At 36.5% G+C, this 14,887-nt stretch carries 15 protein-coding genes; 14 read left to right on the top strand and 1 reads right to left on the bottom strand.

What is annotated here, in order from left to right:
* Positions 1-25 precede the first annotated feature (25 nt).
* Complete coding sequence (locus EKM63_RS08445) at positions 26-649, bottom strand: CBS domain-containing protein (protein ID WP_125705654.1); 624 nt, start codon at positions 647-649, stop codon at positions 26-28.
* Positions 650-995: 346 nt separating this feature from the next.
* Here EKM63_RS08445 and EKM63_RS08440 point away from each other — a divergent pair, with 346 nt between their 5' ends.
* From EKM63_RS08440 to EKM63_RS08375, 14 genes are all read left to right on the top strand, one after another.
* Positions 996-1,619: a GyrI-like domain-containing protein gene (locus tag EKM63_RS08440; protein WP_125705652.1), complete on the top strand. Its 624-nt coding sequence runs from the start codon at positions 996-998 to the stop codon at positions 1,617-1,619.
* 124 nt (positions 1,620-1,743) lie between these two features.
* Positions 1,744-2,013 carry a 30S ribosomal protein S14 gene (gene rpsN, locus EKM63_RS08435; RefSeq protein WP_125705650.1) on the top strand — a complete coding sequence of 90 codons (270 nt, stop codon included), beginning with the start codon at positions 1,744-1,746 and terminating at the stop codon, positions 2,011-2,013.
* 431 nt (positions 2,014-2,444) lie between these two features.
* Positions 2,445-3,497 (top strand): M24 family metallopeptidase, encoded by a 1,053-nt coding sequence (locus EKM63_RS08430; RefSeq protein ID WP_125705648.1) that lies wholly within the window; start codon positions 2,445-2,447, stop codon positions 3,495-3,497.
* 405 nt (positions 3,498-3,902) lie between these two features.
* Positions 3,903-4,061, top strand: a complete 159-nt coding sequence (locus EKM63_RS08425; protein WP_125705646.1) for a teichoic acid D-Ala incorporation-associated protein DltX — start codon at positions 3,903-3,905, stop codon at positions 4,059-4,061.
* Between the two features lie 19 nt (positions 4,062-4,080).
* Complete coding sequence (gene dltA / locus EKM63_RS08420; RefSeq protein ID WP_125705644.1) at positions 4,081-5,595, top strand: D-alanine--poly(phosphoribitol) ligase subunit DltA; 1,515 nt, start codon at positions 4,081-4,083, stop codon at positions 5,593-5,595.
* The gene (gene dltB, locus EKM63_RS08415; RefSeq protein ID WP_125705642.1) at positions 5,588-6,808 is read left to right on the top strand and encodes a D-alanyl-lipoteichoic acid biosynthesis protein DltB; all 1,221 of its coding nucleotides are present in this window, start codon (positions 5,588-5,590) and stop codon (positions 6,806-6,808) included. The genes dltA and dltB overlap by 8 nt, the downstream gene beginning before the upstream one ends.
* 11 nt (positions 6,809-6,819) lie before the next feature.
* Positions 6,820-7,059 carry a D-alanine--poly(phosphoribitol) ligase subunit DltC gene (dltC, locus tag EKM63_RS08410; protein WP_125705640.1) on the top strand — a complete coding sequence of 80 codons (240 nt, stop codon included), beginning with the start codon at positions 6,820-6,822 and terminating at the stop codon, positions 7,057-7,059.
* Between the two features lie 3 nt (positions 7,060-7,062).
* Entirely contained in the window at positions 7,063-8,319 is a 1,257-nt protein-coding gene (gene dltD, locus EKM63_RS08405) for a D-alanyl-lipoteichoic acid biosynthesis protein DltD (RefSeq protein WP_125705638.1), read from the top strand.
* Positions 8,320-8,757: 438 nt separating this feature from the next.
* Complete coding sequence (locus EKM63_RS08400) at positions 8,758-9,882, top strand: acyl-CoA dehydrogenase family protein (protein ID WP_125705636.1); 1,125 nt, start codon at positions 8,758-8,760, stop codon at positions 9,880-9,882.
* A 9-nt stretch (positions 9,883-9,891) separates the two neighbouring features.
* A complete protein-coding gene (locus EKM63_RS08395; protein ID WP_125705634.1) occupies positions 9,892-10,692 on the top strand; it encodes an electron transfer flavoprotein subunit beta/FixA family protein in 801 nt (266 codons plus the stop codon).
* A complete protein-coding gene (locus EKM63_RS08390; RefSeq protein WP_125705632.1) occupies positions 10,692-11,654 on the top strand; it encodes an electron transfer flavoprotein subunit alpha/FixB family protein in 963 nt (320 codons plus the stop codon). The genes EKM63_RS08395 and EKM63_RS08390 overlap by 1 nt, the downstream gene beginning before the upstream one ends.
* Positions 11,655-11,806: 152 nt before the next feature.
* Positions 11,807-13,006 carry a quaternary amine ABC transporter ATP-binding protein gene (locus EKM63_RS08385; protein WP_125705630.1) on the top strand — a complete coding sequence of 400 codons (1,200 nt, stop codon included), beginning with the start codon at positions 11,807-11,809 and terminating at the stop codon, positions 13,004-13,006.
* A complete protein-coding gene (locus EKM63_RS08380; protein WP_125705628.1) occupies positions 12,999-13,847 on the top strand; it encodes an ABC transporter permease in 849 nt (282 codons plus the stop codon). The genes EKM63_RS08385 and EKM63_RS08380 overlap by 8 nt, the downstream gene beginning before the upstream one ends.
* Before the next feature lie 9 nt (positions 13,848-13,856).
* Positions 13,857-14,762 (top strand): glycine betaine ABC transporter substrate-binding protein, encoded by a 906-nt coding sequence (locus EKM63_RS08375; protein WP_125705626.1) that lies wholly within the window; start codon positions 13,857-13,859, stop codon positions 14,760-14,762.
* Positions 14,763-14,887 lie beyond the last annotated feature (125 nt).

The raw sequence follows: 14,887 nt of genomic DNA, 5'->3' as shown, positions 1-14,887 counted from the left end.
TAAACCTTGGCCGATCGGCTGAGGTTTATTTTTGTTCGTTTCCAATTTCAACAAAATATTGGAAGATTCGGTTTTTTGTTATTTTTCCAACAACTTCACGTGGATTCTTTTTGTCCACGACTGGTAAAGAATCGACTTCGTGCTTCAACAATAACATTCCAACTTCTAGAATTGTCATTTCTGGTGTAACGGTTATGAGGTTGGGCATGCGGGTCATGACCATGCTAGCGACCATTGAGTCTGTATCGGTGTTGTTCACAGTTACCGCCAATAAATCTTTTCGAGAAATCAAACCTAATAGATTATCAGTCTCATCGACAACATACAATGATCCGGCATCTTTTAAGAAAAGCATATTGACGCACTCTTGCAGACTGGTGTTTGGTTTGACAAAGGCAGGAGTCTTCAAGATTTGTGAGATTTCAGTTTCATATAATTTGGCAAAATCTAATTGAGGGTCTTGCTGACCAGCGTATTCATATCCAACTTTTGGACGTGAATTCAGAATTCCAACAGCAGTCAACAATCTCAAATCAGAGCGAATCGTGGTCACGCCAATTTTTAAACTTTGCGAAATTTGTTCGCTCGTCATTGGGCTTTGTTGTCTGGTTAAATCAACGATTCTTTTTTGTCTCTTAGTTAAGTCCATAGTTGTTATTGCTCCGAATATATATTTTTTTACAACGTTATTCAAACATCATTGGAATATTATATATATAATCACAAATAGTAGCAATATTACGTTATATATATTAACAATTTAATATTACAATAACAGTACAATTATTTTATTGGCTGTTTTATCAATTAATTTGAAATTTATTCCCCTTATAGAATCAAAGTTTGTTCACTTATTATAATTCTTATTATCACGTATAACGTGTTATATGCTCAAATATATATTTAAAGACGTTATAATTAATATTTTCCAGATTGACTGGCTTCTGATCTAGTATAAAATTAAATCACTTGGAGTATCTGGAGGATTGATACTAATGAAATATGAATGGCGTAAGCAAGAAAAAATTCTATACCAACCAAAGAAAACACCGCAAATAGTTGAAGTTCCACAACAGAAATTTATCTCATTAGCTGGGATAGGTGATCCTAATGGTCCTGAATTCAAGCAAAGAATTGAAACACTTTATCCATTGGCTTATGGGTTAAAGGCTGCCTACAGAAAATATTCTGCCGACAAAGATGTCGAGTTTGACGACTATGTAGTTTTCCCATTAGAAGGTGTATGGTCATTAACTGAAGAAGGACAGAAGCTGGATCATTTGGATAAAAATGAATTCAGTTACGATATCATGATACAAATTCCTAATTTTGTACCCGATGATTTGATTGAGCCATCGATTGCTAATGTAAAAGCAAAGAAGAATCCAGAATTGATTGATGAAATAGAAATTAAAAATTTTAAACCAATCGAGGCCGTAGAAACTCTTCACGTCGGTGATTATGATGATGAACCAGCTAGTTTTGCTAAAATGGATGGTTTTGTGAATCAAAACGGTAAAGAAAGAGCTGAAAAAATACATCGAGAAATATATCTATCAGATGCAAGAAGGGTTGATAGAGACAAGTTAAAAACCATTTTGAGATACAAAATAAAATAATTTGCTTGTACGAAACAATATTGTTGCTATATAATCAGTTACCTGTTAATCTAATCTTTGACTTAGTAATTATTACTATCTATGACTTCCCAGATTCAAATAAAATGAAGAGGGTAGGTACCAGATGGCACGTAAAGCAAAGATAGAACGAGAAAAAAGACTACAAAACACAGTAGCAAGATATGCAGAATTAAGACATCAGTTAAAAGCCGATGGAGATTTTGACGCATTAAGCAAGCTACCAAGAGATTCATCACCAACAAGACTACATTCCAGAGACAAGATCGATGGAAGACCTCATGCATACATGCGCAAATTTGGAATGTCCAGATTGAACTTCCGACAATTAGCACATGCAGGAGAGATACCAGGAGTTAGAAAAGCAAGTTGGTAGAGAAGAGCCATAAGCAAAGGCGCTAGAAGCCGTTCATAGCCTAGACAATGGAATTGGCGACGAAGTCGACGAGGCCGCATGTCGTAGCTATGTATAGGCTTCTGCCTTTGTGTTGGCGTTTCAGAAAAGAGCCAAAAGCAAAACGGTTTGCTCCCGGTCATAGCCTAGACAATGGAATTGACGACGAAGTCGGCGAGGCCACTTGTCGTAGCTATGTATAGGGAGCAGTTTTGCTTTTAGCGTTTCGGCTATAAAACAGCAAAGCGTTTTTGAACTCAAGTGTTTTGAACTTAAGCATTTAGAACTCAAACATTCAGAACTAAACCGGTCCAAAACAAAAAGGCAACGAGGATAAATCCCCAGTTGCCTTTTTGTTTTCAAATAATTTGTCCTATAATAAAACTCAAACAATACAATAGGGGACGAAAAAAGTGGAACAAGTAGAGAAAGTCAGAGAATACCTAACAAACAACAACTTAGATGCCTTACTGGTAAGCGATAAAGCGGATCAATATTATCTAGCAAACTTTACTGGTGATGACGGGTTTGTCGTTATTGATAGTAAAAATATTTATATAGTAACTGATGCAAGATTTTTTGAACAAATTAAGGTAGAATCGCCAAATTCTACTATAGTAAATATCGTTCAAACACCTCTTGCTGATTTTATTTCAAATTCATACAAGAGTATTGCTATTGAGTCTGACAGTTTATTGGCAGCAGACTATCAGACTATCGTTGATACAGGGATCAAGATTGAATCAGCCAATTTATTGGTCAAAAAATTGCGTATGCATAAATCTCCTGAAGAGATTGCATTAATCAAAAAGGCAGCAGAGATTACTGATAAAGTTTATGACCATATTGTTAAATTCATCAAAATCGGTATGACGGAAAAAGAAGTTGCCAATGAGATTGAATATTTTGGTAAAAAACTTGGTGCTCAAGCGTTGTCTTTTGAAACAATTGTAGCCTCAGGAATTCGTTCTTCATATCCGCATGGAAATGCGACGGATAAAAAAATCGATGAGGGAGATGTCGTTACTTTAGACTTTGGATTTGTCTACAAGAACTATTTCTCAGATATAACTAGAACTGTCGCTATGGGCAGCATTGATTCAGAAATGAAAAAAGTATACGAGGCTGTTCTCAGCGCTGAAGAAGCAGGGATGAAGTTTGCACCGATGGTAGAAACTTTTGGAGATTTAGATCGCGTCGTTCGTGGTCATATTGAAGATTCTGGATACGGTGAGTATTTCAATCACGGAACTGGACATGGTCTCGGCCTAGTTTGTCACGATTATCCAACAATTCGTCGTTCTAATAATGATCAGTTAGAGAGCAATATTGTGTTTACCGTCGAGCCTGGTATTTATTTACCTGGTAAAGCTGGCGTGCGTATTGAGGATGATATGTATGTTAATGACAAAGGTGAATCAGTTAGATTGACTAATTCGACTAATGAATTAATCATTATAAAATAATTTTTAAAAGAGTTGGCAAATTTGCTAACTCTTTTTTTGTGGCCATATTTGACGTCAAGCCATTTTACCAAATAAGGAAAATATTTTTTAAGAAAAAGGCACCCGCAGGTGGGGTTGCCATTTATTATAATGCTTATATGGAGGTATTAAAAAACCAATAATACATAAAAATATATTGGCTAATTTGACACCACCACACATTAATGGTTAGATTAATAGCAGCTTCCTATAAGTAAAACTATGAATATCTATAAGGCATAAGTTATAGATATAAGGATAATGAATCTTTTGTTGAAAGCGCTCGTCTTACAAAAATGTAAGTTAAGTGTAAGTAAATCCAATGAAAAATCCTGTCAGGTAGTTCTACCATAGGCGATATACCAATAAAGATGTTCACGTATCGAGGTGAGTGATTTGAAAATAAAACTTTTTAACTTCTTCAAAAATCCGATCACAGTATTTGTTCTGAAATCGGTGGCGTACTTCGCAATATTATTACTTCTCCTATACATCTACGGGTATAACGGTGTCGGAAGTGCCAAATTTATCTACAACGACTTTTAGTTGAAAGAAGGGAAACGTCATGAACGTTATTATTGACAGAATCACTCAAATAGCACAAAAGATGCCCGACAAAATCTGTTACAAAAATGGAGATATTACAAAAACTTATCAACAATTGAATGATCAATCTGACCGAGTTGCCAGCTTCATTCAAGAAAAATTTTTGCCAGAGAAAAGTCCGATCATCGTATTCGGTGGTCAACAATTTGAAATGTTAGTAATGTTTTTAGGCGCAATCAAATCGGGACATGCTTACATTCCAGTTGATGATGCATCAGATTCAGATAGAATTATCCAAATCAATTCAGTTGCAAAACCTTCATTAGTATTGAACTGGAGTGATGTAGATAGTTTCAATATTGAAACTCCAATCGTTCCAAAATCTGAAATTCAAGCTGTTCTTCAATCTGACCGTAACATTTATGACCATAATCTTAGTGTAGGTGATGACGACAACTTTTATATCATCTTTACCTCCGGAACTACTGGTACTCCAAAAGGTGTTCAAATCAGTACTAATAACCTGTTGGATTTCGTTGATTGGGTCAATGATGAATATCATTATACGAATGAAACTAAGGTCCTACTTCAAGCACCGTTTTCATTTGACCTATCAGTATTTTCAATCTACCCAGGTCTAACAAATGGAGCAACTTTGAATGTACTAGACAAAGAGACAGCCAAGAATTTGGCACAACTTCAAACTTCAGTTTTGAATACAACTGCTAATACATGGATCTCAACACCTTCGTTCTTTGAAATGTGCATGTTCTTCAAAGATTTCAATGCGGAAAAACTTCCTGAATTAAAGAAATTTATATTCTGTGGCGAAGAGTTGACTCACGTAACAGCCAAGAAATTACTACAACGTTTTCCAGATGCTGAACTGTATAACACATATGGCCCAACTGAAAACACTGTAGCGATAACATCGATCCAGATAACACCTGAAATTCTAGAAAAATATGACCGTCTTCCGATTGGTTATTTGAAGTCCAATATGGAATACAAATTAGACAATGTTGAAGATAAAGATGGTCAATTAGAAGGCGAACTTATCGTCAGTGGACCTGATGTTTCTAAAGGATATTTAAACAATCCAGTTCAAACTAAAAAAGCTTTTGAAACCATTGACGGCAAGGTGTTTTACCATACCGGCGATATGGTAAGTGAAGACAATGACTTATTGTTCTACAAGGGCAGAACGGATTTCCAAATTAAAATGCATGGATATCGTATTGAGCTTGAAGAGGTCGATTCGTTATTAGCCAACCTTTCTCAAGTTAAACAATCCTGTACAGTTCCTCTTTACAACAATAAAAAACAAGTTAACAAAATTATTGCTCATGTTGTTTTGGAAGATCAATTCAAGAATTCTGATAACAAGGAATTAAACCAACAAATTAAGAGTGAACTGAAGAAAAATACAATGGATTACATGATTCCTAATGTGTTTAAATTCGTAGAACAATTGCCTATTAGTAAGAATGGAAAAATTGATAGAAAGGCGTTAATAGGCGAAATAAATGCATAACATTACACCGTACACTAGTCCTACATATTTCATTTATTTACTATTATTTCTATTACCGATCATGATCGGTCTGTTCTACGGAAAAAGATTTAGAGTTTACGAAACATTCGCTACCCTTGTAATTTTAGTTATTACCTTCTTTGGTGGAAATATGAGCCAAGGATTCTCACTTATCGCATATGTTCTAGTTGAAATGATTATTGTATTGGGGTATCTAAGGTACAAGCGGAGTCCCAATGGTAAAAATAATTTCTGGGTCTTCTTCTGGGCGGTAATACTTGCAATCATACCGTTAGCTATCGTCAAGATTGACCCATTGATGAACAATGCAACAATTTCCTTGTTTGCTTTCATGGGAATAAGTTACATGACTTTCAAGTCAGTTGAGATGATCATGGAAATTCGTGATGGTGCGATCAAAGAGATCAAGCCTTGGGAATTTCTTAGATTCCTTCTATTCTTCCCAACAATCACATCTGGACCTATTGATAGATTCAGAAGATTTCAAAAGGATGTTCTAAACGTTCCTTCAAGAGATGAATATATCGAGTTACTCAAGAGTGGGACGAACAAATTGATGTTAGGACTTTTATATAAGTTCATCATCGGCTACGTTTTTGGAACATTACTCTTACCAAAAGTTTCACTTCTAGCCTTGTCCTATCGTGATCAGGCACCATTAGGAATTTCTTGGGCATTGCTAGCATACATGTATGTTTATAGCATGTACCTATTCTTCGATTTCGCGGGCTATTCATTATTCGCGGTAGCCATTTCTAATTTTATGGGAGTTAAGACTCCAATGAACTTCAATCGTCCGTTCCAGTCAGTCAACATAAAAGATTTCTGGAACAGATGGCACATGACCTTATCATTCTGGTTCCGTGATTTTATCTATATGCGTTTGATGTTCTTCATGATGAAGAAGAAATTGATCAAAAGTAGAATAACGATGGCCAATATCGGCTACGTTGCATTATTCCTAATAATGGGATTCTGGCACGGTGAAACTTGGTTCTACATCGTTTATGGTATTTTCCATGCAACCGCAATGATAACAAATGATGCATGGTTGAGATTTAAGAAGAAACATCGTCAGAGTATTCCAAGCAACAAATTTACAAAATGCTTGGCAATATTTATCACATTCAATGTTGTTTGCTTCAGTTTCTTAATCTTTTCAGGATTCTTAAATACACTATGGTTTAGCTAAGGAGAAAAATTATGGACGTAAAAACAGAAATTATCGATATTTTAAAAGATGTAACAGGTTTGGATAATGTGGGAGCTGATCCCGATGAAGATTTATTTGCTGATGGCATTCTAGATTCAATGGCAACAGTTGAAGTACTCGTAACATTACAGGATAAGTTTGATATAGAAGTACCAGTTTCAGAGTTTGATCGTAGTCAATGGTCAAGTGTAAATAAAATTGCTGATCGTGTAGGAGAGCTGGAAAACTAAACTATGAAGAAAAAACTGTGGATGATTTTTGGACCTGTAATTGTTGCAGTAGCAGCCTTATTGATTCTTCTATGGACACCAATAAATTTCAAAACAGTTACTCCAGAAAAGGTCAATCAGGCCGCTACATCCCTAGATGCACGTGTTTTAAAAGGCGAGAATATCAAGAATACTGCAGAAGAAGAGAATTACATTCCAATTATTGGATCTTCAGAACTTTCAAGAATGGATCCCTTCCATCCATCTTCCATGGCTCAAAAGTATCATTGGAAGAACCAACCATTTCTTCTTGGTAACCCTGGTACCGCCTCATTGACACAAGCAATGAATGTCAGTGGTATGACAAAATTAAAGAATAAAAAAGCAGTTTTCATCATTTCACCTCAATGGTTCACCAAAAAGGGTGCCAGAGATGATGCATTCAAATTCTATTTCTCACCACTTCAAATGACTGGATTTATTGAAAACTCCGATCATGGAAATAAAGACCTGAATCAATATATTGCTAAGAGAATTTTGCAATTAGGAATTAGCAAAGGTCCTATTGAAGATGATGCATTGAGAAGAATTGCTGCTGGACAAAAAATTACATCATTTGAAAAATTTTATGTAAAGAATATTGCTAGATCGAGTTTACAAAGCCAAGATAATCTGTTTGGATCAGCTTTTCTAAATAATCATCAAGGTCGAATCGACAAGGCCACAAGTAAACTTCCAGACGATTATAATTATAAGAATCTGGACAAACTAGCTGTTAAAATGGCAAAACACCATTCTAGAGAGAATGATCTTCAAATCGGTGACTCCTTCTATAGGAAAGAACTCAATCACAGAATTTCTAAATACAGAAATTCTCATACCAAAGCCGATTATCTACATTCCCCTGAATATGCTGATTTTGAAGCATTGCTATACATGTTCAAACAAAATCATGTACAAGTAATGTTCGTTATTCAACCAGTTAATCCAAATTGGATCAAATATACAGGTATGCCAAAGAGTGCCTTATACAACTTTGACAAGAAGATCAAATATCAATTAACATCGCAAGGATTCAATAATATAGTTGACCTGACACATGTTAAGAACCAAAACTACATCGCTGAAGATACTATACATATGGGATGGAGAGGTTGGTTGATTTTAGATAAGAAATTGCAACCATACTATAAAGATAAACACGCCGATCCATCACAAACCCAATATCATATGGATAATTACTTCCTGACAGATACATGGACAAACGATACAGATTTTTAGAGAGAGCGTAGAAACACGTTTAAATAGAGAGTGAAGAAGCACGGGTTGCTCTCGGTTATAACACAGAAAAAGCTGATGCACTGCGAAGCAGGGTGTCAGCTTTTTTTGCGTTATATGTAGAGAGAAGTGCTTCGTAACTCGTTTCAACTATATGAAAGTGAACCAACACCAACAATGATTAAGTAACCAATTCCCACCAGTGGAATAATAAAATTCTTCACAATCTGTAAATATTCACGAAAATTCAAAAATATTTTTATAATTTTCTCATCAACAAACACCTATCACACCAGTAAATATAATTTAGGAATATTTTCTATATAAAATAGTTATTTACAAAACTTTGTGAATGCCTTAATATAAGCAATGAAAGCGATATCAGTAACAACTATATTTTTTTACCCATTAATGTGAAGAAAGTAACGAGTAGGTGAAGACATGGATCAATTAAAAACAAGAGAAGAAATTTTATTAAGAATGGTGAAATCATTTACGGAAAATGAGGTAGCTCCCTTCGATTCAGAAATCGATCAAACTAGGTCATACGTAAATAATCTTTTGGAGAAAGTTCACGACGCTGGTTTTTACAGTTTAGTAACTCCTGAAGAATATGGTGGGGCAGGTTTCGATGGTCGCACAAGTGCTAAGGTACTTAATATTTTGGCCAAAGGAAATGCCAGTATTGCAGTAACACTCGAAGGTCATTACAAGTCAGTAGAGCAAATAGTTAAGTATGGTAACGACAAACTGAAGGCCAAATATCTTCCACAATCAGCTGACCGTATCATTGCTTTTCCAATGACGGAGCCAACAGGTGGATCAAATCCAATGGGAATCAATTCTCACGCTGAAAAGCATGGTGATAGTTGGATCATCAACGGTGACAAAATTATGATCACTAATGGTGGATTGGCAGAAATATACTGTGCCATGGTTAAAACAGCACCAACGGAACTTTCATTTTTCGTTGTTGACCAAGATATGGACGGATTTGAATTTGGTAAGCAAGAAAAATTCCTTGGCTTAACTGGTTGTCCTATCGGTGAAATCTTGATGGATAACATCGAAGTCGACGAATATCATTTGCTTGGTAAAGTTGGGATGGGTCCTGAGATCGGTAATAGCGCTCATGATGACGCTCGTGTTTTGATGGGTGCTGTCCTAACTGGAATTATGGAACATCAATTGGATATCGTAAGTGAATATGCTACTCAAAGAAAAGCTATGGATACACCAATTATCGAATTACAAACTATTCAAAGAAAGGTTGCTGATATGACGATTGCTAAAGAAACTACTAAGTTACTTTACCAACAAGCAGCAATCATGAAGGATTCGGGTCAAGACTATGAACAAGAAGCTGCCATGGCCAAAGCACATGGTAGTCGTGCTGCTGTTAAATCTGGTGACGATGCCTTACAAATTTTAGGTGGATATGGATACAGTTTGGAATATCCAGTTGAGCACTTGATCAGGGATGCGCGTGCGATGGAACTTGCTGAAGGATCAGTTGAAAAAATGAGAACAGAAATTGCTTTAATTGAAGCTAAGAGTCGAGTATAGGAGGCCATTATGAAAATAGTTGTAGGTTTAAAACAAGTTCCAGAAACTACTAATGTAAAGATTAATGAAAAAACAAAGAATATCGATCGACGTGGTGTTAGTGGTGTGATCAACAAATATGATCGTAATGCCTTGCAAACTGCTCTTGATATTAGAGATGTTGTTGGTGGCACTGTTATCGCAATGTCAATGGGACCAAATGATTTTGCGGTTTCACTTCAAGAAGCACTCTCACTAGGAGCTGACGAAGCTGTTTTACTTTCGGATAGAGCCTTTGGTGGTGCAGATACTTTAGCTACTGGATACGTATTGGCTGAAGCAATCAAAAAAATTGGCGGTGTTGATCTTGTTATCATGGGTCAACAATCTGTCGATGCTGACACTGGACAAATGGGACCAATAGTTGCAGAAATGTTGGGCATCTCACAAGTTACGTATGCTGATGAGATCCAACCGAAATCTGATAATGAATTGAGAATCAAACGTTATGACGATAATATCGAGCAAGAAATTATTGCTAAAACACCATTGATGTTGACGACAACTGGTAATGCTGGAAAGCCAGAATATGTTAATGTCGTTGAAATCAAGAACAGTTTTGAAAAGCCTTTGACTACATGGACATCAAAAGATATGCCAGTTGATTCAAATAGACTGGGACAAAGTGGTTCGCCTACAGTTGTTAGAAGAATTATGAGTCCAGAACCTAAAGAACGTGCCGGAAAAATGTTATCGACAGATGCTACAAAAGCAGCTGAAGAATTAGCCGGAATTTTACATGAAGAAAACTTATTAGCGGAGGAAGACTAATGACAGATATTAGAGAAAACTGGATTTTTGCTGAGAAATCAATCAATAAGATAAATTCTGCGACTTTCCAATTGATTACAAAAATGAAATCCATCAGTGAAATACCGGTCACTGTTGTTCTACTCGAAAGCCAAGCTGATAGTTTTGAAAATGAAATCAAACAATATGGACCTGATAAAATATTAACGGTCAAAGATGATGAATTAGACAAAGCTGATGATGTCTCAGTTGCCAGCGCATTAAGTGGCTTGATCGACAAATTCGGAACACCGATCAGTTTCATCTTTGCTGCAACAACATTTGGCCGTTCAGTCGCTCCAAGATTGCAAGCTAAACTGTTAACTGGATTGACAGCAGACTGTCTAGATCTTTCATTTGAGGATGATCTATTAGTTCAAACAAAGCCTTCGTATGGTGACAATATTATGTGTGAAATTGTCATTCCAGATTTCAAACCCCAAATGGCGACAGTTCGTCCCAATATTTTCAAAGCAGAAAAGGTATTCGACGATACTACAAAAATCGTTGAAATAAATGATTTGAATTGGGATAAAGATGCCAATATTCAAATTACTACTCATGTCCTTCCTGCTAAAACTGACGAGAATTTGGCAACTGCAGATAGAATCGTTGCTCTAGGTCGTGGAGGCAAACAGGATTTGAATAACGCTAACGAGCTAGCAAATAAAATCAATGCTACTGTCGGAGTTACACGTCCATTGACTGATATGGATGAGTTTGACCAATCACAGCAGATCGGACAAAGTGGTGAAACTGTTGCCCCAGATTTACTGATCAATCTGGGAGTTTCAGGTTCCGTTCAATTTACCGCAGGTATCGAAAATGCCAATACAATCGTATCGGTCAATACTGACAAGCATGCACCAATTTTTAAACAATCTGACTACTGTTTTAATGGAAGTTCTGAAGATTTTTTGAAAGCACTCAACAAGGTACTTTAAAGCCGTTTGTGAAGGCAAAATGCCGAAATATCGGCATAAATTCCCCTTCTTCATTTGACTAGGTACCAAAAATTTTGTTAAGCTAAACGAGCGATGGCTATTATTTATGCGCATAAATAATAGATTTTTTTATTCCAAGAACGGAGGGTTCGATGGCTGTTAAAGTTGAAGTTAAAAATTTAACTAAAATTTTTGGGAGACATGTTAACCGTGCTAAAGAATTATTAAAGCAAGGTAAGACAAAGCCTGAGATATTGAAGGAGACTGGAGCAACAGTTGGTGTTGACCAGGCAAACTTTGAAATTAATGATGGTGAAATTTTCGTCATCATGGGGTTATCCGGTAGTGGAAAATCTACTATGATCCGTATGATAAACCGTTTGATTGATCCAACAGATGGAGAAGTATTGATCGACGGCGAGAACATCATGAAGATGGACAAAAAGAAATTACGTGATGTTAGACGTAAAAAAATGAGCATGGTTTTCCAAAGTTTTGGATTACTACCAAACCGTACAGTTATGGAAAATGCTGAATACGGTTTAGAGATACAAGGTGTCGATAAAGAGACACGTAAACAAAAAGCGGGTATTGCTTTAGAGCAAGTTGGTATCACTGGTTATGATGACGAATATCCATCACAATTATCCGGTGGTATGCAACAACGAGTGGGACTAGCACGTGCTTTAGCAAATGACCCACAAATTCTGCTAATGGACGAAGCCTTTTCTGCCTTGGATCCATTAAATAGAAGTGATATGCAAGATCAATTACTTGATCTGCAAGAACGTCTGCATAAGACAATCATCTTCATTAGTCATGATTTGAATGAAGCTTTGAAGATCGGTGATCGTATTATGATCATGCGTGATGGTGAAGTCGTTCAAACTGGTACACCTGAAGATATTTTGACGCATCCAGCTAATGGATATGTTGAAAACTTTATCGAAAATGTTGACCGTAGTAGAGTTCTTACTGCTGGAAAAGTTATGATTCGTCCAGTTACTATTAATATTGATAAAGCTGGTCCACGTTTGACCTTGAAACGTATGAGAAATAACGAGGTTTCTACTGCTTACGTTATCGACAATAGACGTAAGTTGATCGGTGTCGTGGATGCCAGTGACGTTATCAATTTAATAAGAAAGAACAGTAGTGATCTACGTTCTGTTATCAAGACGAGTGTTCCAACAACTCACGAGGACAAGCCTATTTCGGACTTGATGGATGACATTTCTCAAACAGGTATTCCAATTGCTGTCACAAATGACGATAAGCAATTGTTGGGTATCATTGTTCGTGGTGCCGTTCTGGGCGCACTTGCCGGAAATGAGGTGAAGGACGTTGAATAATCTTCCACAATTACCTTTAGCAGACTGGATCGACAGTTTCGTTAATTGGTTGACTCAATTTACTGGATTCTTTAATGGAGTAACTAACTTCATTGGAGCAATCAACAATGCATTTCAATGGATATTCGATTTACTTCCTATTTGGTTGTTTATCGCTATCGTTATCGGATTAACGTTCTATGTTAATCGGAAAAATCAACGTTGGAGTCTATTGATTTTTGAGTTCTTAGGATTGTTACTGATCTGGAATTTGGATTTCTGGCGTGATATGACTCAAACACTGACTTTGGTACTTACTTCAAGTCTGATTGCCTTAGTTATCGGTATTCCACTTGGTATATTGATGGCTAAGAGTCATGTTGCTGAAGTTATTTTGAAACCAATACTTGATTTCATGCAGACAATGCCAGCTTTCGTCTATTTGATTCCTGCTGTTGCTTTGTTTGGTATTGGTATGGTTCCAGGTATCGTTGCCTCTGTTATTTTTGCGATGCCTCCAACAGTTCGTATGACTAACATGGGTATCAGGGATGTTCCTGATGAACTTATTGAAGCTGCCGACTCATTTGGTTCTACTGAATGGCAAAAGCTTTTCAAAGTTGAATTACCTATTGCTAAGAATAGTTTGATGGCCGGTGTTAACCAAAGTATGATGCTTTCACTTTCAATGGTTGTTATTGCATCTATGATTGGTGCCATGGGTCTAGGAACTCGAGTTTACTTCGCAGTTGGACGTAATGATGCTGGTAATGGATTTGCTGCAGGTTTAGCAATTGTTATCCTAGCAATCATTTTGGACCGTTTAACACAATCTCTAACACGTGAGCACACGAAAGGATAGGTGAAGTCGATGAAAAAACGCAGATTGATTGGCCTTTTCTTCATTGCTTTACTGGTAGTTCCTTTGATCACTGCATGTAGTTCGCAATTGAAACCGTATAACATTAAAGAAAAGCTTGGTCCACAAGTTAACTACACTATTACTGGTATCGATGCTGGTGCCGGTATTATGGCTTCAACGCAAACTGCAATTACAAAATATGACTTGTCTAAGCACAATTGGCAATTACAAACTAGTTCAACTGCTGCTATGACAAGTACTTTGGACAAAGCTATTAAGGATAAACGGCCAATCGTAATTACTGGTTGGCAACCACATTGGATGTTTACTAAATTTCCAATCAAATTCTTGAAGGATCCTAAAAATGTCTATGGTAAAGCTGAACATATCAATACCATCGTTCGTAAAGGTTTGAAATCTGATAAGCCTGAAGCATATGAGATATTGGATCGTTTCCACTGGAATCCAAAGCAAATGTCATCTGTTATGTTAAATGTTAACAATGGTATGGATCCAGAAAAAGCTGCCAAACAATGGATCAAGGCTAATCCAAAAATGGTTTCTGAATGGACTAAAGGTGTTCCCAAGGTCAAGGGTGGCACCATGAAAATGACTTATGTTGCCTGGGATTCCGAAATTGCTTCAACTAACGTTGTTGCTGAAGTTCTACGTCAGCAAGGTTATAAAGTCACTATTCAAGCCATGGAGATCCAACCAATGTGGGCATCAGTTTCCACAAAAGCAGCCGATGCACAAGTTTCAGCTTGGTTACCTAAGACTTCAGGTCTTTACTATAAAGACTACAAAGGTAAGTTTGAGGATCTAGGTCCAAACTTGGAGGGTGCTAAAGTTGGTTTAGCTGTTCCTAAGTATATGAAGAATATTAATTCTATTGAAGATCTAAATAATAAATAGTATTGAAAAGGCATTGAGAATTTTATTTCTCAATGCCTTTTTTTGATGCTTGAATTTACAAGTCAACTGGAACACTTTTCTTTAAAAACCTCGAAAGTAGATTTCCAACCGAATATCTTTTTTGG

Source organism: Companilactobacillus mishanensis (genome assembly GCF_003946505.1).
Lineage (GTDB): Bacteria > Bacillota > Bacilli > Lactobacillales > Lactobacillaceae > Companilactobacillus > Companilactobacillus mishanensis.
Note: the sequence above shows the minus strand (reverse complement) of the source record. Positions and strands in the feature narration are given on the sequence as shown.

What these genes read in the sequence shown, in the direction of transcription:
- EKM63_RS08445 (WP_125705654.1), bottom strand. Translation starts at nt 649, where the DNA reads ATGGACTTAACTAAGAGACAAAAAAGAATCGTTGATTTAACCAGACAA.
- EKM63_RS08440 (WP_125705652.1), top strand. Translation starts at nt 996, where the DNA reads ATGAAATATGAATGGCGTAAGCAAGAAAAAATTCTATACCAACCAAAG.
- rpsN (WP_125705650.1), top strand. Translation starts at nt 1,744, where the DNA reads ATGGCACGTAAAGCAAAGATAGAACGAGAAAAAAGACTACAAAACACA.
- dltA (WP_125705644.1), top strand. Translation starts at nt 4,081, where the DNA reads ATGAACGTTATTATTGACAGAATCACTCAAATAGCACAAAAGATGCCC.
- dltB (WP_125705642.1), top strand. Translation starts at nt 5,588, where the DNA reads ATGCATAACATTACACCGTACACTAGTCCTACATATTTCATTTATTTA.
- dltC (WP_125705640.1), top strand. Translation starts at nt 6,820, where the DNA reads ATGGACGTAAAAACAGAAATTATCGATATTTTAAAAGATGTAACAGGT.
- dltD (WP_125705638.1), top strand. Translation starts at nt 7,063, where the DNA reads ATGAAGAAAAAACTGTGGATGATTTTTGGACCTGTAATTGTTGCAGTA.
- EKM63_RS08400 (WP_125705636.1), top strand. Translation starts at nt 8,758, where the DNA reads ATGGATCAATTAAAAACAAGAGAAGAAATTTTATTAAGAATGGTGAAA.
- EKM63_RS08395 (WP_125705634.1), top strand. Translation starts at nt 9,892, where the DNA reads ATGAAAATAGTTGTAGGTTTAAAACAAGTTCCAGAAACTACTAATGTA.
- EKM63_RS08390 (WP_125705632.1), top strand. Translation starts at nt 10,692, where the DNA reads ATGACAGATATTAGAGAAAACTGGATTTTTGCTGAGAAATCAATCAAT.
- EKM63_RS08385 (WP_125705630.1), top strand. Translation starts at nt 11,807, where the DNA reads ATGGCTGTTAAAGTTGAAGTTAAAAATTTAACTAAAATTTTTGGGAGA.
- EKM63_RS08375 (WP_125705626.1), top strand. Translation starts at nt 13,857, where the DNA reads ATGAAAAAACGCAGATTGATTGGCCTTTTCTTCATTGCTTTACTGGTA.